Origin of the sequence: Lactiplantibacillus sp. C232, from assembly GCF_023806725.1 — a bacterium.
GTDB lineage: Bacteria > Bacillota > Bacilli > Lactobacillales > Lactobacillaceae > Lactiplantibacillus > Lactiplantibacillus plantarum.
In genome coordinates, this window is the sequence record NZ_JAMSKZ010000023.1 from 22,177 (window position 1) to 45,617 (window position 23,441).

At 44.1% G+C, this 23,441-nt stretch carries 22 protein-coding genes and 1 other RNA gene; 16 read left to right on the forward strand and 7 right to left on the reverse strand.

What is annotated here, in order from left to right; translation table 11 throughout:
- Positions 1-33: 33 nt before the first annotated feature.
- From MZO41_RS15500 to MZO41_RS15510, 3 genes are all read left to right on the forward strand, one after another.
- The gene (locus MZO41_RS15500; RefSeq protein ID WP_003641459.1) at positions 34-1,593 is read left to right on the forward strand and encodes a glycerophosphodiester phosphodiesterase; all 1,560 of its coding nucleotides are present in this window, start codon (positions 34-36) and stop codon (positions 1,591-1,593) included.
- A gap of 449 nt (positions 1,594-2,042) precedes the next feature.
- Positions 2,043-2,939, forward strand: coding sequence for a helix-turn-helix transcriptional regulator (locus tag MZO41_RS15505; protein ID WP_003641460.1), 897 nt, complete (start codon positions 2,043-2,045; stop codon positions 2,937-2,939).
- Positions 2,940-3,056: 117 nt separating this feature from the next.
- Positions 3,057-4,187, forward strand: a complete 1,131-nt coding sequence (locus MZO41_RS15510) for a serine hydrolase (RefSeq protein ID WP_003644651.1) — start codon at positions 3,057-3,059, stop codon at positions 4,185-4,187.
- A gap of 88 nt (positions 4,188-4,275) precedes the next feature.
- On the opposite strand, the gene MZO41_RS15515 is transcribed toward MZO41_RS15510, so the two are convergent.
- The 4 genes from MZO41_RS15515 to MZO41_RS15530 form a co-directional block, all read right to left on the reverse strand.
- On the reverse strand, positions 4,276-4,758 hold the full coding sequence (locus MZO41_RS15515; RefSeq protein ID WP_003644650.1) for a universal stress protein: 483 nt from the start codon (positions 4,756-4,758) through the stop codon (positions 4,276-4,278).
- 66 nt (positions 4,759-4,824) lie between these two features.
- A complete protein-coding gene (locus MZO41_RS15520) occupies positions 4,825-5,109 on the reverse strand; it encodes a hypothetical protein (protein WP_003641462.1) in 285 nt (94 codons plus the stop codon).
- 382 nt (positions 5,110-5,491) lie between these two features.
- Positions 5,492-5,679, reverse strand: a non-coding RNA gene (ssrS, locus tag MZO41_RS15525) — 6S RNA.
- Positions 5,680-5,739: 60 nt separating this feature from the next.
- Positions 5,740-7,020: a replication-associated recombination protein A gene (locus MZO41_RS15530; RefSeq protein WP_058906855.1), complete on the reverse strand. Its 1,281-nt coding sequence runs from the start codon at positions 7,018-7,020 to the stop codon at positions 5,740-5,742.
- Between the two features lie 109 nt (positions 7,021-7,129).
- On the opposite strand from MZO41_RS15530, the gene gshAB reads away from it, so the two are divergent.
- From gshAB to MZO41_RS15575, 9 genes are all read left to right on the forward strand, one after another.
- Positions 7,130-9,385 carry a bifunctional glutamate--cysteine ligase GshA/glutathione synthetase GshB gene (gshAB, locus tag MZO41_RS15535; protein ID WP_003644649.1) on the forward strand — a complete coding sequence of 752 codons (2,256 nt, stop codon included), beginning with the start codon at positions 7,130-7,132 and terminating at the stop codon, positions 9,383-9,385.
- Between the two features lie 239 nt (positions 9,386-9,624).
- Positions 9,625-10,629 (forward strand): LacI family DNA-binding transcriptional regulator, encoded by a 1,005-nt coding sequence (locus tag MZO41_RS15540; protein ID WP_003641465.1) that lies wholly within the window; start codon positions 9,625-9,627, stop codon positions 10,627-10,629.
- 55 nt (positions 10,630-10,684) lie between these two features.
- A complete protein-coding gene (locus tag MZO41_RS15545) occupies positions 10,685-11,152 on the forward strand; it encodes a PTS sugar transporter subunit IIB (protein WP_003644648.1) in 468 nt (155 codons plus the stop codon).
- Between the two features lie 17 nt (positions 11,153-11,169).
- On the forward strand, positions 11,170-11,967 hold the full coding sequence (locus MZO41_RS15550) for a PTS mannose/fructose/sorbose/N-acetylgalactosamine transporter subunit IIC (protein WP_003641467.1): 798 nt from the start codon (positions 11,170-11,172) through the stop codon (positions 11,965-11,967).
- Entirely contained in the window at positions 11,957-12,772 is an 816-nt protein-coding gene (locus MZO41_RS15555) for a PTS system mannose/fructose/sorbose family transporter subunit IID (RefSeq protein WP_003644647.1), read from the forward strand. The genes MZO41_RS15550 and MZO41_RS15555 overlap by 11 nt, the downstream gene beginning before the upstream one ends.
- 16 nt (positions 12,773-12,788) lie before the next feature.
- The gene (locus MZO41_RS15560) at positions 12,789-13,205 is read left to right on the forward strand and encodes a PTS sugar transporter subunit IIA (protein ID WP_003641469.1); all 417 of its coding nucleotides are present in this window, start codon (positions 12,789-12,791) and stop codon (positions 13,203-13,205) included.
- Entirely contained in the window at positions 13,198-14,892 is a 1,695-nt protein-coding gene (locus tag MZO41_RS15565) for a glycoside hydrolase family 13 protein (RefSeq protein ID WP_022638496.1), read from the forward strand. Before MZO41_RS15560 ends, MZO41_RS15565 begins: the two co-directional genes overlap by 8 nt.
- A 201-nt stretch (positions 14,893-15,093) precedes the next feature.
- On the forward strand, positions 15,094-15,372 hold the full coding sequence (locus MZO41_RS15570) for an autorepressor SdpR family transcription factor (RefSeq protein WP_003641471.1): 279 nt from the start codon (positions 15,094-15,096) through the stop codon (positions 15,370-15,372).
- A complete protein-coding gene (locus MZO41_RS15575) occupies positions 15,372-15,998 on the forward strand; it encodes a DUF1648 domain-containing protein (RefSeq protein WP_013355713.1) in 627 nt (208 codons plus the stop codon). Before MZO41_RS15570 ends, MZO41_RS15575 begins: the two co-directional genes overlap by 1 nt.
- Positions 15,999-16,053: 55 nt before the next feature.
- On the opposite strand, the gene MZO41_RS15580 is transcribed toward MZO41_RS15575, so the two are convergent.
- Positions 16,054-16,518: a YueI family protein gene (locus tag MZO41_RS15580; protein WP_003645407.1), complete on the reverse strand. Its 465-nt coding sequence runs from the start codon at positions 16,516-16,518 to the stop codon at positions 16,054-16,056.
- Positions 16,519-16,652: 134 nt separating this feature from the next.
- Between MZO41_RS15580 and MZO41_RS15585 the strand changes: the two genes are divergently transcribed.
- Positions 16,653-17,279, forward strand: coding sequence for a DUF1054 domain-containing protein (locus MZO41_RS15585; RefSeq protein ID WP_022638495.1), 627 nt, complete (start codon positions 16,653-16,655; stop codon positions 17,277-17,279).
- Between the two features lie 58 nt (positions 17,280-17,337).
- On the opposite strand, the gene rpsD is transcribed toward MZO41_RS15585, so the two are convergent.
- A complete protein-coding gene (rpsD, locus tag MZO41_RS15590; protein ID WP_003641475.1) occupies positions 17,338-17,946 on the reverse strand; it encodes a 30S ribosomal protein S4 in 609 nt (202 codons plus the stop codon).
- A gap of 201 nt (positions 17,947-18,147) precedes the next feature.
- Complete coding sequence (gene msrC, locus MZO41_RS15595) at positions 18,148-18,609, reverse strand: free L-methionine (R)-S-oxide reductase MsrC (protein ID WP_003641476.1); 462 nt, start codon at positions 18,607-18,609, stop codon at positions 18,148-18,150.
- Between the two features lie 171 nt (positions 18,610-18,780).
- Here msrC and ezrA point away from each other — a divergent pair, with 171 nt between their 5' ends.
- From ezrA to thiI, 3 genes are all read left to right on the forward strand, one after another.
- Positions 18,781-20,502, forward strand: coding sequence for a septation ring formation regulator EzrA (ezrA, locus tag MZO41_RS15600; protein WP_003641477.1), 1,722 nt, complete (start codon positions 18,781-18,783; stop codon positions 20,500-20,502).
- Between the two features lie 311 nt (positions 20,503-20,813).
- Positions 20,814-21,968: a cysteine desulfurase family protein gene (locus tag MZO41_RS15605; RefSeq protein WP_003644645.1), complete on the forward strand. Its 1,155-nt coding sequence runs from the start codon at positions 20,814-20,816 to the stop codon at positions 21,966-21,968.
- A 17-nt stretch (positions 21,969-21,985) separates the two neighbouring features.
- Positions 21,986-23,203 carry a tRNA uracil 4-sulfurtransferase ThiI gene (thiI, locus tag MZO41_RS15610; RefSeq protein ID WP_003641480.1) on the forward strand — a complete coding sequence of 406 codons (1,218 nt, stop codon included), beginning with the start codon at positions 21,986-21,988 and terminating at the stop codon, positions 23,201-23,203.
- Positions 23,204-23,441: the final 238 nt, after the last annotated feature.

Here is a 23,441-nt window from a genome sequence, read left to right on the forward strand (position 1 = left end):
CACGGCCGCCTTTTTTTGTGAGGAGGGGTCAGGTTGTTAAGTCGCGGATGGCACTTAGTGATGCAGGGAGCGCGCCAACTGGCTGGACCGCTAGCCTGCTGGTGGTTGGCCGGCATATTGCTGGCGGTACTCGCTAAGGTGCTCGGGATTCTGGTCGGTGGGGTAGTCAGCTTGCTAGGCTTGTTGCTTTTGAGTGCCTGGTTACCAGCCATGGTCGCTCGTAGTAATCATGAGTCGTGGCAGGCCGGTCAATTTTTGTATCGCTGGGTGCTGTTAATGTTTACGGCGGTGTGGTGGTTACCACTCGGTTGGTTAGGCTATTTAGCAACTTTACAAGCGAGCATACAATTGCCAGCGACTGTTCAAAATATAATCTTTAATACGCGTTATGACTGGCTTCCTGTGGCGGGACCACTTTGGCTGTTGGGCTGGCTGATTAGCTGGAAGTGGTTACCAGCACTCCAACGCCAATTGACCGCTCCGACCAGCTGGCGTAATTATTGGCGAACGGGTTGGCGGATTTCCTGGTGGACAGTCTTTAAAAAAAGTCGAAATGTGTGGCTGTTCCTGATTAGCTGGCTCGTTATGGCAATCATTAGTGGTGGCATAGTGTGGGCTAGTGGCGCTGTTAGCCAGCTGGTCAGTCAATTTATTGCAGTTTTCATGATGACTGGGTTGCAACTGCTGGCTTGGTTAATGTTTATGGGATGGTGGTCGTGCCTTTGGCCAGAAACAGCAATCGCCGGTCACTCTAACTGGCAAACTGGGCTACTTACGTTGACCGGTTTGCTAGTCTTGGGTGGTTACGCAGGCTGGTGGCTAGGAACGCCACCAACGGCGCCGCTAGCAATTATTGCACATCGGGGTGTTAATGGTCGTGACGGTGTCCAAAATACCACAGCGGCGCTTAAAAGGACTGTAAAGCAAGTTCAGCCTGATATGGTCGAAATGGATATCCAGCCGACAGCGGATCGCCACTGGGTCGTCATGCATGATCCAACGCTGAAAGCTTTAGCGGGTCAACCCGGTCCCGTTCATGAGTACCCCGTTGATAAGTTGAGTGGATTACCACTACGGGAGCATGGTCAAAAAGGCTACTTGAGTACGTTTAAGCAGTACTTTGCGGTGGCACACAAATTACAGCAACCTTTATTAGTCGAAATCAAGTCAGTTGGGACGGCTGATCAACTAATGGGGATTTTTGCCGACAACTATGCACAACGACTGATACAACAAAAAGGGGCGGTACACTCTTTGGACTATCGTGTGATTGAACGATTACATCAACGGGCGGCGCAACTACCGGTTGGCTTCATAACGCCGTTTTATCTGACGGATTTTTCTAATTCCGTCGCGGGATTTTATTCTTTACAAGCACTGACCGCGACCCGTGAGCAGATCAGTGCGGCCCACCGCCAACATCGGATCGTCTACTTCTGGACTGTTGATCGGCCGCTTGCAATGCAGCGACTGACGGCCATGGGGGCTGACGGGCTGATCACAAATCGACCGGGCCAACTACGAAGATTACAGGGTCAATCTAAGCATTATTATTTTTATCAATTGATAAATTGGTTAGTTAGTTGGTTATAAACTACTGAAAGAAGTATGAGAACTAATCTTAATTATTAAGCCACGTCAACCGATTAATTGAGGGTGTCATGACAATTGATGTTTGCTGTTAATAAGGTTAATTTGCTCCCTTTTAAATCGCTTTCAGTAGTTCTCACTTTTAATGAACAAGTCCTTGATTAGGGTGGTTAACGAACTGTAAGCCTGGATAATTAATAAATGACCTTCGGCCGATATCATGGTATAAACTTAATATTAAATAAGAATTACGCGTATTTCTTGCTAAAATTCCGTTATGTGAATATAATTATATGCGTAATTGGTATTGTCCAATTGGTTAGTGCTCAATTATTCGAACGGATTAACGAGGATTGATTAGGTGTCACGATACCCTTGTTCATTTAGTGGGGGCAGCAAGGGGAGTTACAAAATGAGTTTGGTTTAAGGCAATCAATGAAGAGGGGTTAAGCATGAGAATATTAGGAGAAAAAGTGCGGCAGTTCAGAAAGCGGAAGGGCATGTCGCAGAAGGAACTGGCTGATGGGATTTGTACTCAGGCAACGATTAGTCTAATCGAGAAAAAAAGTAAAATTCCAAGTATGAAGATTATGATGAAAATTTGTAATCGATTAGGAATTCGTTTATCGGAAGTCATTATTGAAAATGACGACCAGTTATATCGGACCTTCAAAAAAATTGATACTTTGATTCGACATACACAACTGGAAGAGGCTCAGGATGTGTTCCAGCATATCCGTCCGAAGCAGTTACGTAGTAATACGGATAAGAAACAGTATTATTACTATGAGGGCTATCTTCAATTAGTGCTCAATGACAATGCTGACGAAGCCATCTTTAACTTTGGGATGTTGCTTAATCAGTTCGTCAAGTCTAGTCACGATATGTTTGCCATCCTGGCCACACTTGGAACCGGCTTAGCTTATGAACGTAAGCAGGCCTATGACAAGGCTGAAATTTTTGTCAAACAGGCAGTTGCTACCTTACACACAATGGATGCGCAAGCAATGCCGATGGGTGACGACGATTACTTACAAAATGAAATTTTGATTTACGCCTCAGCCGCACAATTGTATGCTAAGATCAATTTTCCAGAGGAAGCTTTGGAGTTGATCGACTTGGCACTCAAGAAGGCTCAGGAGAGTCAGTCACTTTATTTATTAGACCGTTTGTATGCACAAAAGGCGGCCAATGAAGTTGTTTTAAATAATGTCCAGTCAGCGCATGATCACTATTACGTGGCGTATGCGTTAAGTCTGGTGACACATAACAGTAGTTTGACCGAAAAAATCACGAAAGAAATGGCCGAGTACCATATTGCACCCTTGCAAGTGGCTAACGACGCTTAGATAACGTGATAGGACAGTTAGCGGTGAACGGCCGCGCTTAATGGGAGATATTGCGGTTCCCATTAGGCACGGCACACCGCTGACTGTCCTATTTTTAATACCGGGGGGAATGTGAAGATGAGTTGTCAAAACTGTGGTTACCAAAATTCACCGCATGCCGTGACTTGCCTAAAATGTGGTCATCGTCTAACGCCAGTGAATGGTGATGTCAATCAGCAAAGCCGAGTCCAGCGGCGGCGTCAACAATCACGGCGGACAACTTTTTCGAGTCGCTTTAGGCCACAAACACTCCTTGGGGTATTAATTGCGGGGTTACTATTGCTGGGTGGCGGCTATATCGTGGGACAACTATTGTGGTCGTCTACGACATCGGCAACTGCCGAGTCGGCAGGTAAAAGCCAGGTGCATAAGCCGGCTGCCAGCGATTCTGACGCACTGATGAAGGCAACACAGACATTTCCGACTACGACAGTTACTGATCTGGTTGCGCAAGCAACGAATGGGTTGGCTGGTCAAACTTCGGTAGCGGTGATGCCATTAACGGGTAGCCAGACCGTGGTTTTGAATAATCGAGCGCAACGTGCTGGCAGTTTGATCACGTTATTTATTATGGTCACTGCCTTTGATCAGGTCCATCAAAATAATTGGCGCATGCAGGATCGTTATACCCTGCGTGCTGCCGATAAAGTTGGTGGAACCGGGACGTTGCACACGTTACCAGCTGGAAGCCAGTTGACGTATGCTGAAATCACGAAACGCATGATTACGGAGAGTGATAATACGGCTGCTAATATCATGTTGGATCGTGTTGGCGGCTTCTCGGCGGTCAACACGGAAATTGCACAGTTGGGTCTGACTGATACAAAAATGGCTCGGCGGTTAATGGATACTGCCGCACTAAAGGCCGGGCATGATAACGATACTTCGGTTCGGGATGTGGCAACGGTGCTGAAACGACTGGCGAACCTGCGTTTGATCTCGAACAAAGCCGATCACGCGATGTTAACGATTTTGAAGGCGAACACGGATCACAGTAAGTTGGTCAAAAATCTGCCAACACGCGCGACAATCTATAACAAAACTGGGGACTATCAAGCATACGGTGTTCAAAATGATGCGGCCATCGTTCAGAATCGTCAGGGAACTTTTATCATGACGATGATGACTGCTAGTGGGGAACGTACCGCGCAAACGGTCGCGATGAATGATCTTGGTCAGGCGCTTTACCGGGCAATTTTAGAGCAGTAAGCGGTATGATTTTGGCAAATAGTAAAAAATCGGCCAGTGAGGTAAGTAACTTCACTGAGCCGATTTTTATTGTACGTGTATCAAAAGATTACTTTTTCTTTGGTTTAGGAGCTGGCTTATTTTCCAAGTCAGTCCGGACAACGAGAACGTCACAAACAGCCATCCGAGTGACATATTCGGTGACTGACCCGATCAATAAGCGTTCAACCGCGTTGAGACCAGTTGCGCCAATCATAATTAAATCGATGCCCATATCCTTAGGAACGTCGCGCGCAATAATCGTCTTAGGTGCGCCATATTCAATCGAATAATCCACGTTATCTAAGCCGTCCGCCTTAGCTTCTGCAACGTACTTGTCCAACGTTTTTTGAGCAGTATCGGTCACTTGTTCAACCATGGTCGTATCAAAACTAGAAATGTTTTGGAAAGCACGGGTATCAACCACGTGGACCATGTGAACTGAGGCGTTAGGTCCGTTCCGTTTCGCGACGGCAACCGCCTTTTTAAATGCTAATTCCGCTTCATAAGAACCATCAACAGGAACTAAAATGTGTTGGTATTGTTGTAACATCATTCTCACCCCTCATTACTTTATAACTATATTGTAAAGGTTTTCGCAAAAAATAAAAAGCGTTTTCTATGAGATTTGCATGAAACTCACTAAAATTAGTGCAATTGCCATCATAATCAGTGAACCGCTAGCCAGTACAATGGCAATTAGCATTGTCGCTTGAACAAAGATGGTCACGAAACAGGCGATGGTAACTAGTAACATTAAGCCGCCACCATAGCGTGCGACGTGTTTGATTGTCGGCGCTTTGTTCGGGTCAAAAAAGAGAAATGGTCGGGACTGGTGCGTCAGCAGATAATAACTGAGCCAACCCGCAATGAGCGTGTATATGACAAGCAGTAATGTAATCAAAATGAACCTCCAACAGGTGATGTTAATCTTATTTTAGTTGATTCCGGAAGAGAAGACAAATGCAATGCTAGCTAAAGATAAGCGATTAGTACTAGTAGTTCACACAACACAATTTAGCGTCAAATGATTGCGACACACGTCATGCTGGTTTTATGAGGATGAGTAATTGTTCAGGAGTGTCGGATTGTTGCAGAAATACCCAAACCAGCGTGATGGACTGTATTTCAGTAGCCGAGATTATTCATGTATAACCGGCTTCCCAATTAACCATTCTCCCCATGAGTTTTGGACGGTGTTAGTAAAATGACGTTGTGAACTTGGGTCGCTTTCACGCCACAAAAAAAGGCCAGGAACAAGTCCTGACCAACGGAAGTAAACTTCCGGAAAAACTAGTGGTGCCGTTAATCGCCCTTCAGTATTGACCCGCTTTAAGGCAGGTGGGACGTTCTGACTAATTCGCTAACTACCAAAGGATAAGGCATGTTATGGAATTAGCTAACGGACATCCCAAAGTAGTATTAATTGTTCGGCAACACTTTGTTTAGAGCAATGCGCACACCTTAGTAATTTCGACTCTTAGTCTAGCATATAAAAATAAAAGTTGCAATTATTAGCACAACCAAGGTATTGTTAGCGATTTCTCTCGTTAGCCTTTAATAATTTTTCGTATTGTTGCGCAAGGGCTGTTTCGTAGCGGCCATTTGTTTTGGGCCCGTAATACTTGGCTGATTTGATGGCATCTGGTAAATACTGTTGAGCGACCCAATCACCCGGGTGATCGTGTGGAAAATCGTATCCAACACCATGACCGAGTTTGGCAGCGCCTTGATAATGCGCATCCTTGATGTCGGCCGGGATATCACCGAAATGGCCGTCACGGACCGTTGTGAGCGCGGCATCAATGGCACTGATCCCTGAATTTGACTTTGGCGATAAGGCTAATTCAATCACAGCGTCAGCTAGCGGAATCCGTGCTTCAGGAAATCCCAATTGATCGGCAGCTTGAACAGCTGCGACGGTGTGGGCACACGCGGCTGGATTAGCTAATCCAATATCCTCATAGGCAATCACCATCAGCCGACGCATAATACTCTTTAAATCTCCCGCCTCAACTAGCCGGGCTAAGTAGTGTAATGCAGCGTTTACGTCGGAACCGCGTATGGACTTTTGAAAGGCCGAGATCACGTCGTAGTGGGTGTCACCATCTTTATCTGCGGATAAGGCTTTCTTTTGCAAGCATTCTTCAATCGTTTGTTGTGAAATGGCGATGGTGCCGTCATCGGCCGGAGACGATGATAATACGGCCAATTCTAACCCATTGAGGGCACTGCGCAAATCACCGTTGGTAGCGGTGCACAGGTGGTGCATGGCCGCGGGTGCTAAATCAACGTGGTAACTGCCAAGACCGTTTTTTTCGTCAGCGAGGGCTCGTTCCACCGCGTGCTGAATATCATCGTCAGTGAGCGGGAAAACTTGAAAGATCTGCGTTCGACTACGGATGGCTGGATTAATGCTAATATATGGATTTTCGGTCGTAGCACCAATCAAAATGATGCGGCCACTTTCTAAGTGAGGCAATAAAAAGTCTTGTTTAGTTTTATCCAACCGGTGGATTTCATCCAGCAGAAGAATGACCGTCCCGCTCATTTTGGCTTCTTCGGCTACGATTTGAAGTTGTTTTTTACTGTCGGTAGCTGCATTCAGCATGCGAAAAGCATACTTGGTGGAACCGGCAATGGCACTCGCGATACTAGTCTTGCCAGTACCTGGTGGGCCGTATAGAATCATTGATGATAGTCGTTTGGCTTTGACCATCCGGGCGATGATCTTGCCTGGGCCGACCAATTGTTGCTGGCCGACAACGTCTTTCAGCGTTTTTGGTCGCATCCGGTAGGCTAATGGTTGTTGCATCGTTTGAAATCCCTCCTTGCAAAACTAGTCCCAACTATTATAGCATTTACAATGAAGGACACCGAATAATCAGTTTAACGAACAAAATAATTATAAAGGATTGATCATTATGGAATTAGATGCCGTTGGTAAGGCAATTGTACAGTATCACTTAGTCCCACTCGTTCATCAGGCTAATTTAGGACTAGAGGTCACCATGCACCGGGTGGACGACCATGGTCACTTAGCGACGACAGCACACCCGCAAGCGTTTGGATCAGCGCAACAAAATCATCAGTTACGTCCGGGCTTTTCCGCAAGTGCTTTAAAGTTTACTACGCCGGTGCGTCGTGACATTCCTGCATTGATGGCGTATCTGAAGGGCTTGAATACCGCAGCACGGCGGTCACTCGATGCGGACGAACGACTTTGGCCACTGTCGAGTACGCCTGTGTTGCCGGATGATCTAACGAACGTGCCACTGGCTGATGTTGATCAAGTCAGCTATCAGCGTCGTCGCGACTTAGCTCGTAAGTATGAGTTACAGCGATTAATGACGACTGGTAGTCACGTGAATATGAGCTTGAATGAAGCTTTATTCACCCGTTTATATACTGAGACTTTCCATCAGCAGTATCACAGTTATGTTGACTTTCGCAATGCAATTTATCTGAAAGTCGCTCAGGGATTGGTGCGCATGAACTGGCTGATTCAGTATTTATTTGGCGCTTCACCACGCCTAGCCGTTACGGATACTACGAGTCGTCCACAGCGCAGTAGTGTTCAACATCCCGATGGTCGCTACAGTCAAGTGACGGGAGACTATACGTCAATTGATCGCTACGTGGCCAAGTTGACGGCGGCTGTTCGTCAACAGCAGTTGTTGTCGGTCAATGATTTTGACGGGCCAGTTCGGCTTCGGAGTAATGGGCAGCTAGCTATGATGGCCCGGCAGGGGGTCTATTATCTTGAATACCGGGGCTTGGATCTCGATCCAACTAGTCCAGTCGGGGTGGACGCGAACGCGGTGGCATTTGTTCGTTTGTTGGCGAGTTATTTCGTAATGATGCCGGCACTTCCAGCTAAGATGGTATCCCAAGTCAACGCTCAAGCTGACCAATTGACCCGTCAAGTTTTGGGTGAAAATCCAACGACGGCTAGTGCTCAGGCCGTGCCGGCTGTTCAAGTTTTAGATGCACTTGCTGATTTTGTTAAAACCTATGGCCTACCAAATGAAGATGCCGTGTTACTCAAACAGTTGAAGTCGCGGGTCACTGATCCAAAGAAGACGCTGAGTGCGCAGATTGCCATGCAAGCCGATCCGTTAGCATGGGCACTCGAACGGGCTGCACGCTATCAGGAATCGAGCAATGAACGTCCGTTTGAACTTGCGGGCTTTACCGCGCTAGATCTATCGAGCCAGCAACTAGCCCAGCAGGCCTTGACGCGGGGAGTGCAGGTGGACGTTGTTGACCCACACGCTAACATTTTACGATTGACTAAGTTAGGACGGTCGCAATTAGTTGTGAATGGGAGCGGAACGGATTTAAATCCACAGGCGCTAACGACCGTACTGACACATAAAGCAGCGGCCAAACAAATTCTGGCTGAGCACGGGGTTCCGGTGCCGGCTTCACAGACATATCATACAGCTAATCAGTTGATTGCTGATTATGATCGATACGTTCAAGCTGGTGGGATCGTATTAAAAGCGGCGGATGAGTCGCACAAAGTAATTGTCTTTCGGATTATGCCCGAACGCGGACTGTTTGAACAAGTCGTCCGGCAACTATTCGAGCAAACGTCCGCGGTAATGGCCGAGGAAGTGGTAGTCGCATCAAGTTATCGCTTTTTGGTTATCGATGGTCGTGTGCAAGCAATCGTCGAACGAATTCCAGCCAATATTGTTGGTGATGGTCGCTCAACGGTCAAGACGTTACTTGATCGCAAAAATGGTCGAGCGTTGCGCGGGACCGCTTTTAAGTGGCCTCAATCAGCGCTACAGTTAGGAACGATCGAACGGTATCGCCTGGACTCATATCACTTGACCTTAGATTCTGTGGTCAGCCGGGGAACTCAGATCTTATTACGAGAGGATGCGACTTTTGGTAACGGGGCGGACGTGCTAGACGCGACGGCTGATATGCATCAATCCTATGTGCAGGCGGTGGAAAAGTTGGTAGCAGACTTACACTTAGCGGTCGCTGGGGTCGACGTGATGATTCCCAATCTCTATGCCGAATTAGTGCCAGAGCATCCTGAAATGGCGGTATACTTGGGTATTCATGCGGCGCCGTACTTGTATCCGCACTTGTTCCCAATGTTTGGTACTGCCCAACCAGTGGCGGGGCAGTTGTTGGATGCATTGTTTAAAAATGAAGATTAAGTTGCGATTGATTTAAGCTGTAATCATACGGAATTATACCGAAAAAATGAGCTTGACAAGGTAATCTTGTTAAGCTCATTTTTTATCCCTGGAAAACGCATTTGGACATTCTTAGATAAAATTTACGTTTAAATAAATACAACAGAAAATATGAAAACGATACCAAAAAATGTTGACAATCAAAATATAAGCTTGTATTATGATGAATGAAGAAAGTAGTTCTATTAAGGAGGGCGTAAATGGCAACGATTTCAGACGTCGCAAAGTTAGCGGGTTTGTCAGTCTCAACAGTTTCACGGGTTATCAATAACAGTCCACACGTATCAAGTAAAAAGAGAAATCTTGTTAAAGCAGCAATGACCGAATTGGGTTACGTTCCACGGCCGGCCGCTCGGCAACTGCGCGGGTCTAAAACGAATACAATTGCGGTTACAATTCCACGAATCGTGAATCCGTTCTTTGCATATTTGGTAGATGCTATTGAACGGGTTTTAGATGAGCAAGGTTATAGTACGCTGATTGTTCAGACTTTTGGTCGACCAGAAGAAGAGGTGACAGCATTAAATTTATTGAAAAATCAACAAGTTGATGGTGTGATTCTTTGCTCAATTGAAAACTCATGGGCAGTTATTGGAGCATATCAAAAATATGGAAAGATTGTCCTAGTTAATGAGTATCTAAAAGAAAAAGATGTCCCCGTTATTCGTTCGAATCAATATAAGGGTTTTTATATGGCAACCAGTTTTTTATATGATCAAGGGTATCGTAAAATTGCCTATGCTACTGGCCGTAAGAATATCGTGATTACAGAACGTGGAGAGGATTTTGATTCGGACCGGTTTGCAGGTTTTCAAGATTCATTAAATGAGCATCAATTACGTTTCAATCGGCAGTGGTTATTCACTGGCGCTCATACTTTTGAAGATGGTCGTAAAATATTACAACAAATATTGACACTGAATGTACGACCCGATGTGTTGATTGCGGGGAGTGATGAAGTTGCCATGGGTGTTGTTCAAGAGGCAGAACGATGCAAAATTAATGTTCCTAGTGCCATTGGAGTATTGGGCGTGGACGACCAGCCAATGTCTGCGAATCTAAAAATCCCGTTATCAACTGTACAACAACCGGTTAAAAGAATGGGACAAGCAGCTGCCGAAGTCATGTTAAAACAGATCAGTGGCACAGAAACGTCTACTGAAACAGTATTTGAGCTAAAGGTTATTAAGAGAGCATCAGCCTAATGCTCTTTTTAAAATAAATAATTTGGTATCGATACCAAAAATGGAGGAATTAATTATGTCAGTAATTTTAGCACGGGTAGACCAACGTTTGATTCATGGATTAATTGTTAATCAATGGGCACAAGCATTACAAGTTAAACGGTTTATGGTGGTTGATGATGAATTAAGTACTAACGAGGCCATTAAAGCAAGTATGCGGATGTCTAAGCCAGCCGGAACTGGGATGTCTATTATCAATACGGAAAAAGCTATTACTAACTTCAACGCTGGTAAGTATGATAATCAACGGGTATTTGTTTTAGTAAAAGAACCCGCTACATTGATTAAGCTTATTGAAGGTGGCGTCGAAATTCCTAAAGTTGATCTTGGTATTCTATTTAATGAAAGCGGTCGCAAACCAGTTACGAAGTTTGTTGCCTTAGATGATGAGGAACGTCGTGATTTGCAAATATTGGAACAGAAAAATGTCCCTTTGGTAATCCAGTACGTGCCAACTGATCCAGAAGAACCTTTTAAAGCGTAGACGAGGAGGAACTAATAATGTCAGGTATTCAAATATTACAAGATATTCTTATTGTTTTGTTAGCAGGGTATATGACGATTGATCAGAACGGTCTTGTGATTATGTCTTGGTTCCCGGTAATTGTCGGAACGATTACTGGTTTGATTATGGGAGATTTACCCACTGCGTTAACTATTGCTGGGACATTTCAATTAATGATGTTAGGTGTCGCCGCTTTAGGTGGTGCGTCTGCGCCTAATTACGGATTGGCAACAATTGTCGGTATTTTTATTGCTGTACGAACTGGATCTGGGATTAAGTCAGCGATTGCTGTTGGGTTACCAGTTGGATTATTAGCAATCCAGTTAGAAGTCATTGCACGGATCATCGTCAATTTCTTAGCGCATAAGATGTTAGGTGATGTTCAAAAGCATGATTTTCAGAAAATGCGTCGTGAAGCCTGGTGGGGTCCGGCCTTGTTCAGTTTGCAAACTGCCTTACCTGCAATTCTAATTGTTTTCTGGGGCGCCGATGTTGTCAAATTTATTTTGAACGTTGTGCCTAGTTGGGTTACAAACGGACTAACTGTTGCTGGCGGTATGTTACCTGTAGTCGGAGTTGGCATGCTATTACGGTATATGCCAGTCAAAAAGTTCCTCAGTTACATTATTGTTGGCTTTGTGCTAGCGGCATATTTGAAGATTGATGTCTTGGGTGTTGCCTTAATTGGATTTGCTGCAGCTTATTGGTACTTCTTAAGCGAGTCCAAAAAGGTCAGTCAAGTAGCAACAAATGCCGGTGTGGTTGAAGATGAAGGGGACGATTATGATGAATAAGCAACCAACAACTAAGATTACGAAAAAAGATCGTCGGCGGGCCGCGGTACGCTATAATTTTATGGCTTGCAATATCTTTAATTATGAATCCCAAATGGGACCTGCGGTGGCTTGGGCACTGGCACCAGCCTTACGAAAAATTTATGATGATGACGATGAGTATCAAGAAGCATTAGAAAATCATTTTAATTATTATAATTCGACAACTGTAATGTCTTCGCTGATTTTGGGCGCTTCATTAGCCATGGAAGAGCGTGATGGTATTAAGGCTAAGACAGCAGTTCAATCATTGAAGACAAGTTTAATGGGACCGATGGCTGGTGTTGGTGATACGCTTGTCTGGGTATTGTGGCCGACAATTATGGGATCGATTTCAGGGTATATGGCCTTACAAGGAAACCCATTAGGTGCAATCGTTTGGTTGATTGCAAACATTGTTTTTTGGTTTGTGAAACTTAAAATGTTTGATATTGGCTTTACCAGTGGTACGAAGCTTATTACGTCATTGGGTGAACGACTAAATATTTTTACAGAATCTGCCTCAATTGTCGGACTAAGTGTTGTTGGCGCTCTGGTTGCAACGGTGGTTAAAATTTCAATGCCTGTTAAATTTGCGGTAGGTAAAGTAACGCTTAATCTTCAAACCGGAATTTTTGATAAAATCATGCCTGCATTGTTGCCGGCATTACTGACTTTATTAATTTATCATTTGTTAGGCAATAAGAAATGGACACCAACAAAAATAATCTTACTAGTTATTGCAATATCACTGGTAGGAACATTTTTAGGCATCTTTAAGGCATAGGGGAGAGTTGTGAATTATGAAACGTAAAATTATTTTAGCATCACATCATCAATTTGCTAGTGGGCTGGCTGACACCGTTAATTTTATTTCTAATAATGCAGCTGATATTGTTGCTTTAACGGCATACATGGATAACCAGCCAGTAGAACAACAAGTTAAATCATTAATGGCTAGTATTCCTGCAGAAGTGGAGATCGTTATTTTGACAGATATGCTGGCGGGCAGTGTAAATCAGCAATTTTTTAATTATCGAATGCGCCCCCACACACAAATTATTAGTGGCATGAATCTTCCGTTAGCGTTGGCCATTGCACTAGAACCGACTGATCACGAGTTAACAGATCAGCGGGTTTGCGATTTAATCACCCAGGCTCAAGAATCAATTGTTTCAGTTAATCAAATGAGTATAGAAATGGATGATGATGATGAATAAAACAGAGTGGTGGCGGAAGAGTGTTGTTTATCAAATCTATCCGAAAAGCTTTAATGACAGTAATGGCGATGGAATTGGCGATATAAGAGGTATCATTGAAAAGTTAGATTATTTGAAGCAACTTGGTGTGGACGTTATTTGGCTGAATCCTATCTATCAATCTCCACAAGTTGATAATGGTTATGATATTAGCAATTACCGAGAAATTGACCATCAGTTCGGAACGTTAGCGGACTTCACTGCATTACTAGATGCAGTACATCAGCGACATATGCGATTAATTTTGGATTTAGTCGTTAATCACACATCAAGTGAACATCCGTGGTTCAAGGCGGCTAAGCAAAGTACAAGCAATCAATATCATGATTATTACATTTGGAAAGATGGGAGTAAAGAACAGTTGCCTAACAACTGGGGTTCCTCATTTGGCGGCTCAGCTTGGGAATATGTTGATCAACTCGGTCAATACTATTTACATTTGTTTGCAAAGCAACAGCCTGATTTAAATTGGGAAAACCCTAAAGTACGTCAGGATGTATATGAAATTATGCGTTTTTGGTTGAACAAAGGCGTTGATGGTTTTCGGATGGATGTCATCAGTCTGTTGTCGAAAAAACCAACTTATCCGGATGGTCCGGTCATTCAAAATAAAGCGTATGGCAGTTATTATTATGGTGCAGCCAATGGGCCTAAAATCCATGATTATTTACGTGAGATGAATCAGCAAGTATTAAGTCATTATGACATTATGACTGTTGGCGAGACACCCCATACTAGTGTTGCTGAGGCTGAAAAATATACGGATGAACGACGTAAAGAATTAAACATGGTTTTCCACTTTGACCATATGCATTTAGATTATGATGAAAATGGTAAGTTTTCTACGAGACGCTTCAAATTATCCGCACTAAAACAAGTGTTTAATAAGTGGCAATTAGGCATGGCTGAACATCATGGCTGGAATAGCTTGTATTGGAGCAATCATGATCAAGCACGTCCGGTAACTCGGTTTGGTGTCGATGATACTGAGTATCGAGTTAAATCTGCGAAGCTGTTGGCGACTGTGTTACATTTTCAACAAGGAACACCGTTTATTTATCAAGGTGAAGAACTAGGAATGACAAATGCCAAGTTCACCTCAATTGATGACTATCAAGATATTGAAACACATAATATCTATCAAGACTTTATTAATCATAAACATCTCAGCAAAGAGTACACAATGAAGGCCATTTATTTGAAGTCACGGGATAATGCGCGGACCCCGATGCAGTGGACCAGCAAACATAATGCCGGTTTTACAACGGGAACGCCATGGCTTAGCGTCAATCCTAACTATACTAGAATTAATGTGGAACAAGCGTTAAAGGATAAAGACTCAATTTTCTATTATTATCAGCAACTGATCAAGTTGCGCCATTCTTTATCGATTGTGACAACGGGTGACTTTGAGTTGCTTGATCCCGACAATGAACAAGTATTTTCATACTTAAGACGAGATCAGAAGCAGATACTATTAGTCGCCGGGAATTTTACCGAAAAACCCCAAAAAATTGTTTTGCCAACAGAACTGCAGAATAGACCATGTGAGAAGATCATTAGTAATGATCAAAACATTGCAGAAGAGACTAACAGTGTTGTTTTACCAGCATATGGTGCTGTTGCTTATTTGTTCAGTATTGATTAAATTTAACAGAGGCTAACAGTGCAACAATCGAGTTGTCCAGTGTTAGCCTTTTATTTTATATAAAGGATTATAGTCAATACACGGTGTCGTGATTGAAAACACCTATTTCGAATTTTATCTAAATATCTCTTGTTGAATTCCTGGTTGCCTGTTATACTCTATTTAGATATATATCTAAATAGGTGATTGGAGGTAGCCCGTATGGCGTTGAATACGACCTTTAAAGCAATTGCAGATCCTGTCAGACGCCAGATTTTGGAAGATTTACGCCAGAATCGGCAATCGGCTGGTGAGATTGCGGCTCATTTCAAGTTAAGTAATGCAACGGTGTCTTATCATCTCAAGCTTTTGAAGCAAGCTGGTTTAGTTACCGTGACCAAGGAAAAAAATTATGTGTACTATGAGCTAAATGCGAGCGTATTTGAGGAAATGTTGACGTGGCTATATCGTTTTAGTCCAAAGCAGGGGGATGAAAAGTGATGACAAAAAGGAACTTGCAGTTGTGGCTGAGCTATATTGTTATTCTGTTACCAATGAGCTACGGCGTCGTGAATTATGCGGCCTTGCCCGCCAAAATGGCTATTCATTTTAATTTGGATAATCAACCTAATGGAATGGCCGCAAAATTATTAGTGGTCGTTGGCTTTCCAATTATGATGATGGCGTTTCAGCTGATTTGCGTTGGGGTGACACGGTTGAATGCCAATCATAAGGCACCGGCGCCACGGTTTGAACAGATGATCATTTGGATCGTGCCTGTACTATCAAGTGTGATCTATGCGACAACTATCAGTTATAACTTAGGCCATCAATTGGATATTTGGCGTATTGCCGTTAGTTTGATTGCCTTTATTTTCATGGCCATCGGGAATTATTTGCCAACAATCAGTGCAAATCAATACGCGCAGATGCACCGAGGTGGTCACACGATTCGGCCAATGATTTGGCGGCGTGTTCGTTATTGGTTGGGCTATACGCTAGTTGGTGGTGGGATATTGTTACTACTGAGTATCGTCACAACAGCATGGGTTTCAGTCAGCCTCATGGGGATCATTGTTGCGGCCTTAGTTATCATGAGTCTTTATGGCACTCTAGCGCGTAATTAACGCAGTCAAACGTAAAAAGGTCCTCATCCGTGCGTGGATGGGGACCTTTGTTGTATTAAAGTAACTTTTTGAATTTATCTAGCAACCCAGGTGTTTTCTCGGCCTGGGGTGTTGCTGATGAAGCCTGCGAGGGATAACGCTGCGCAACATCAATAATATCTTGGTTAATGGCGCTTGCAGCAGTGAAGACAAGCGCGTAATCATCATCAGCAGTATGGTAGATGTCATCCGTTTTGATAGTGAATTTGATATTGGCTTGACTAGCCGCCTTGATATACGGCCCAATCAGTTCCTGGTCTAAATTACCATTAATATATAATTGGTCATCCGGATGGCTCGTAAATGCTTGATGAAGTGCGTCGACGTAATTGGCCTGTTTAATTTGGGCAACGGTCACTGCGACTTCGACGCGTTCCCGAAAGGTCCCCAGGTACTTGCGTTGTTCGTCGGGATGCAACTTTGGCGTCCCGTGCATGGCCGTTTCGATGCGGTCAACTGGTTGTTTATCTGTTTCAGCCATTGTCTAACATCCTTTCCTTGATAGTAATTATCATTGTAGCATGTTCCTCCAATAATAGCGAAGGGAAGGGGGGGTAGCGTTGCGTTAGTGAATGCGGTATGGTTAATCTAAATTAGTTTTGGGGATGATAAAACTTGTTTACAAATCAAGATTTTGAAATTTTTAATGACCAGACGTTAGCGGGCCGCATGCATTTAATCAAAACGGTGATCGATCCTAAGTTCGAACAGGTCGCACCAACGATTATAGCGAGTTTACAAACACCTAGCGAGCCACCGTTCTACGCGCACTTTGCCAAACATTTACGGCGATTTAAGAATCCGCCGGTAGACACTTGGGTCGCTTTTAGTCAAAACAAACGGAGCTACAAAGCCTGGCCACATTTTGAATTGGGGCTATGGCCTGACCGTTTGTTTATCTATTTTGATATTTTGGATGAGTGTAAACCGGCCGTGCAGGCAAAGATGCAACTCGCAGATTTAACACCACTTTTGAAGGCCTTGCCGGCGGGCTATGTTATCAGTAATAATCATGGGGTGCCGGCCACGCAACTTGCAACACCGGCCAATATTACGCAGGCCATCAAGAAATTCGATCAGTATAAACACAGCGAGTTGGTCGTGGGCCGCGCAGTCTTGGTCGGTGATCCGTTATTTGAAGATGCTGATACGTTGAATAAATTGATCATCACAACATTCAAACAATTATTGTCGATTTATCAACCGGTCATGGCGGCTGTGAGTGCTGAGCGTCAGGTCTGAAATTAACAGAACATACAAAAAAGCCGCCGCAAACGCGACGGTTTTTAAATACCGGAAATTAAAGTTTGTTGTAGTATTCAACGATTAATGATTCGTCGATATCTGCTTCAAGTTCTTCACGTTCTGGTAAACGAGTTAATGAGCCTTCAAGCTTATCAGCATCGAATTGAACGAAGTTAGGGCGTGCAACAACGGCTTCAACAGCACCAGTGATAACAGCCAACTTCTTGGACTTTTCACGAACTGAGACAACTTGGCCGACACTAACTTCGTATGAAGGGATGTCAACACGCTTGCCATCAACAGTGATGTGACCATGGTTTACTAATTGACGAGCTTGGCGACGAGTTGTTGCTAAGCCTAAACGGTAAACCATGTTATCCAAACGACGTTCGAGTAAGATCATGAAGTTAACACCATGCTTACCTTCGCGAATCTTACCAGCTTTGATGAATAAGTTAGCGAATTGACGTTCAGTTAAACCGTACATCATCCGTAACTTTTGCTTTTCACGTAATTGTGTACCGTATTCAGAAAGCTTACCGCGACGACCTTGGCCATGATCACCAGGTGCGTAAGGACGACGAGCTAATTCTTTACCAGTACCTGAAAGGGACATTCCCAAACGACGGGAAATTTTCCAACTTGGACCTGTATAACGAGACATAAAATGTTTCCTCCAATAATTTTAGTTGGAGTAAAATAATCCGATGTAAGTTCGATATTCGTTCAGATTGGACTGCAGGTTTCACCATTGCAGCCGCAGGTTACTAACTGACCAAAATATTGGCACCAATCTGTTGACGAGCTTACCCACTCACTGCTGCATTATTTTACACAAAGAGTAGCATAACACGTTTAATGCTGATTAGTCAATGTGTGACGTCAGAATCGCCACAAATTCGGTCAATTCAGCTTCGTTATCAGCATTGAATCGATCTAATGATGGAGAGTCGACGTCGAGTACGCCGATTTGGTGGCCGTCCTTGGTGATTGGGACCACGATCTCAGAGTTGCTGGCGCTGTCACAAGCGATGTGGCCGGGGAATTGATGGACATCGGCTACCCGTTGGTTCGTTTGCGTTTCAAAAGCAGTTCCGACGACACCAGCCCCAACTTTGATGTGCATGCAAGCGACTTTGCCTTGGAAGGGACCTAAGTCGAGCTCGCCAGTTTGTTCGTTAAATAAGTAAAAGCCGGCCCAGTTAAGGTTGTCATAAGTACTGTTGAGGAGGGCACTAGCATTAGCTAAGTTCGCGACCAGGTTAGTTTCTTGAAACAGTAGGGCGTCGAGTTGTTGGTTCATAAGTGATGTTTCCGTGGTAGCCATGTAAAAAATCCTCCTTGAATGTTAACAAATTGTTACTGTCCGTTAGTTACGTCTATGTTATAATTTAAGATAGATTTTAATTGGATTTTCAGAAAAAAGCAAGGTTACGGTTCTCAACAGGGTGAGGCGCAACGCAATTAAAACGGAATAAATAATGTAAGGGGTATTCGTATGCAAGTAGCAATCGGCATTGTTGTGGTTGCGATTGTCATCTACGCGGCGGTCAAAGGCTTTCAATTTTATATCGACAAGCAAGTCCGTCAATTGACGGAACGGCAACAGGCGCTAGTCAAGCAATCGCAGACCACAGATTTCGAAAAAATTGAACAACTCGGACTAACGGGCGGATCGTTAGCGAAGTTGGAAGCGTTGCAGAGCGCTGGTCAAGAAGTTGATAATGATCAGTTACCCGCCGTTAGTGAGCAATTAACGGCCATTACTTCGCAGGCGCGGGGCATCAGATTTCTCGATGCTCAGCAGAATCTGAAGAAGGTTGCGGCCACATTAGATACGATTGAACAACGACAGGCAGAAATTCGTCAGGGCTTGCAGGCCTTAGATGACGCGGATGCCGCGCACCGCCAAGCAGTGGCTAGTTTAGAGAAGAAGTACCAAAACATACGGAAGACGTTATTATCGCAAAACTTTTCATTTGGTCCGAGCATCGACAAATTGGAGGATCAGTTAGCTAACTTAGAAAGTGATTTTGATCATTTTTCCGAATTAGCCAAGGCTGGCGATCATGACGCGGCTGAAAAGGTTTTGGATCAGTTACATCACGATACTGGCACTCTTGAAATGGATATTGATCGGATTCCACCGATTTATAAGGACCTAGTGAGTGGGTTTCCTGATCAGTTAGCCGAACTGGCTAGTGGTTATCAACAATTAACGGCTCAACATTTTCACTTTGAGGTCGAATCGATTGAACCAGAAATCAAAGCGTTACAGCAAGCAATCGACGATAATATTGCGTTACTTGGTGATTTGAAAGTTACGGATGCTGAAAACGGCAATCATGCGATTGAAAAGCGGATCGACCACTTATATGACGTGATGCAAGCAGAGATCGATGCTAAGGCCGTTGTTGATCAACAACAAGAAGAAATCAGTAAGTTCTTGACACATGCCATGAATCAGAATCACCGCTTACAAATTGAGTTGGATCGATTAGCACAAAGCTATACGTTGAATAATGGCGAAGTTGAACGGACGCGTGAATTGAACGAACAACTGAAGAATATCGAAGCTGTTTATCAGGCGGACGTCACAGCTATTACTAGTAAGCAAGCTGTCTTTAGTGAGATCGCAGCTCATTTTGCCGAACAAGATGAGCAGTTGAAAGGCATTGAAGAAGAACAAGTGGCAATTAACAAAGGTGTGGCGAGTTTGACCGCTGAAGAGTCCAAAGCCCACGAGACGTTGCAACGGTTCGATTTTGAAATCCACGCGATCAAACGCCAGGTTGAAAATTTGAACTTGCCTGGACTACCGAAAGACTATTTGGACTATTTCAAAGTAGTTGCCAAGGAAATCGAACGGCTTGACCATGATATTAATAAGCTTGTGATCAATATGGACGACATCACGAAACAGTTGATTGTTATTCAGGCGGACATGGCGACCTTAAAGGAAAAGACCAGTGATTTAACGGATGCTGCGGTTATGGCGGAACAGCTCTTACAATACGCTAACCGTTACAAGACGAATCATGAAGAGGTGCAAGAAGCCAGCGTGGAAGCACAACGGTTGTTTACCGAGACTCATGACTACGCGCGGAGTTTAGAAGTAATTGCAACAGCTGTGGATAAAGTTGATCCGGGGTCCTATAAACGGATTGAGGACAGTTACTATGCGAATAAACAAGCTGATAAGATGAACGATGAGGCCTGACGAGGATAGTTGGGACCGCCCATATGCAAAATTTTAGTTAACTGAAAATAACCAGCTGGTGGTGATTGTTAAATGACAACCGCCACCAGCTGGTTTTTAGTTGGCATCATGATGCAAGTAATCGTGATGGTTCTGAGAAGGGTGACTGGGAACGGCCAACAAAAATGGTGTTTAGGACGCAATTGTCGTGTGATTAATCAGAAATTTGAAACAAAAACCCTTGTTTCACTAGTAATATTTGGTATAATTGCAAAGAATTCTTATCGAAAGTAAGTGCAATGCACACTTTCTTGGAAAGAGAAGGCGTAGTAATGATTTATTTTGACAATAGTGCGACGACGCAAGCTGCTCCTGCCGTACTGGAGACGTATACAACGGTTTCCCAAAAAATTTGGGGTAATCCGTCTAGTTTGCATAACTTTGGTGAAACGGCCTTTCATTTGTTGGAACAATCACGTCAACAAATTGCCGGCTTACTAGGTGTGCAAGCCCACGAAATTTTCTTCACGTCTGGTGGGACGGAAGGCGATAATTGGGTTTTGAAGGGTACAGCGATTGAAAAGCGGGCCTTTGGGAAGCATCTAATTACCACGGCGGTGGAACATCCTGCCATTCATAATTCGATGGAACAATTGAAGGAACTTGGTTATGAAGTGACTTACTTACCGGTCGATCAGGAAGGCCGCATCAACGTGGCGGACTTGAAAGCGGCAATTCGGCCTGACACGATTTTAGTGTCAACGATGGCAGTCAATAATGAAATCGGTACGATTCAGCCTTTACTTGAAGTGGCGGAACTACTGAAACAATATCCGAAAATTCATTTTCATATTGATGCAGTCCAAGGAATTGGTAAAGGAATTCAGAACATGATCATGAATGACCGGGTGGATTTTGTGACCTTTTCAGGGCACAAGTTTCATGCGACTCGCGGGGTTGGCTTTATTTACGCGCGCAATGGTCGTAAGTTAGCGCCATTAATGAATGGCGGCGGTCAGGAAAGTAACTGGCGTTCTGGAACTGAGAACTTACCAGCAATTGCCGGCATGGCGAAGGCCCTGCGATTGTTGCTCACGGATGAAGATGGTAAGGTAGCTCGTGAGCGAGCTATCAAACAGCGAATCTACGAGCACATTAAGTCGTTTCCTAAAGTGACGATTTTTAGTCAGCCAACGACGGGGTTCGCACCCCACATACTGTGTTTTACGATCAACGGTGTGCGGGGCGAGACCATTGTTCACGCGTTTGAAGATCAGGGCATTTATATCTCAACAACGAGTGCCTGCTCATCGAAGAAACACTTGGCCTCCAGTACTTTAATGGCGATGCACGTGCAAGAAAACATTGCGACGAGTGCTGTGCGGGTCAGCCTCGATGAGAATAATACGCTGGCAGAAGCTGACCAGTTTATTAAAGTATTTGATCAACTTTATCAAAAATTCTCAAAAATTAATGCAGACGCATAACGGAAAGGAACTTGTTCATGCAGTACACTGAAATCATGGTACGTTATGGTGAACTATCGACCAAGGGCAAAAACCGGCGGAACTTTATCGATAGCTTAGGCCGTAACGTACGCAAAGCGTTGCACGACTTTCCAGAACTAAAGGTCCACGCGAACCGTGACCGGATGCACATCATGTTAAATGGTGAGGATGCCGATAAAGTCATGGGCCGTTTGAAGCTAGTTTTTGGAATTCAAAACTTTTCACCAAGTATTCGCGTCGATGCCGACATGGATGCCGTCTATGAAACGGCGATTGCGATGGTCAAAGCCCAGTTTAAACCGGGGATGACTTTTAAAATTTACACACGGCGCTCCGATCATCAGTTTGAATACGATACAAATCAAATCAATGACATGCTCGGTGGGCAAATCTTGGACCACGTTGACGGGATTCAAGTTAAGATGAAGAATCCGGACATTGTGTTACGTGTTGAAGTTCGGTTAAACGGTATCTTCTTATCATCAGAAACGATTCAGGGTGCCGGGGGATTACCGGTCGGCACCGCTGGCAAGGGAATGCTGATGCTTTCTGGTGGGATTGATTCACCAGTTGCCGGCTACCTTGGCATGAAGCGTGGTGTGGACATGGAAATGGTCCATTTCTTCAGTCCGCCATACACGAGTGAACAGGCGTTAGCAAAGGCCAAGCAGTTAGCGTCAACGCTAGCAAGTTACTCTGGTAGCGTGAAGTTTATTCAGATTCCATTCACTGAGATTCAAGAAGAAATCAAAGAAAAAGTGCCCGAGGGTTATCTTATGACCGTTCAACGGCGCCTAATGATGCGTTTGATGGACGCCATTACGCGTCAACGGCATGGTAAGGCGATTTTTAATGGTGAATCATTAGGGCAAGTGGCTTCACAAACGATGGATAGCATGATTGCCATCAATGATGTGACCACCTTGCCGGTTTTGCGCCCAGTGATTTCCATGGACAAGACGGAAATTATTAAGATTGCCGAAGATATTGATACCTATGACTTGTCGATCATGCCATTTGAAGATTGTTGTACGATTTTTGCGCCGCCAGCACCCAAGACGCATCCGAAGCTAGACCGTTCACGGTCCTACGAAGAACGGATTGATGTTGAAGGACTGATGGCACGCGCTTTGGCTGGTGTTAAAATGACTGAGATCAAGCCGGGTGAAAATTATTTGAATACACAAGAAGACGTTTTTGCTGAACTATTGTAGGTCAAAAACGGGTGATATTATTACCCTAAAAACGAGTACCCGGTAATACTGGGTACTCGTTTTTTTGATCCTTTGGATGATCAAGCGCGGAAGCTCATTTCGTAATGGTAAGTCAGCTAAATAAGGGTCTCTGTCAACCGGTGTTGATGAAGTTATATTTAGAATCCAATTCATTTACGAATTGGGTTCTTTTTTTCGATTTTGATTTTGAACTCAATTTGAATTCGATAAATAAAGT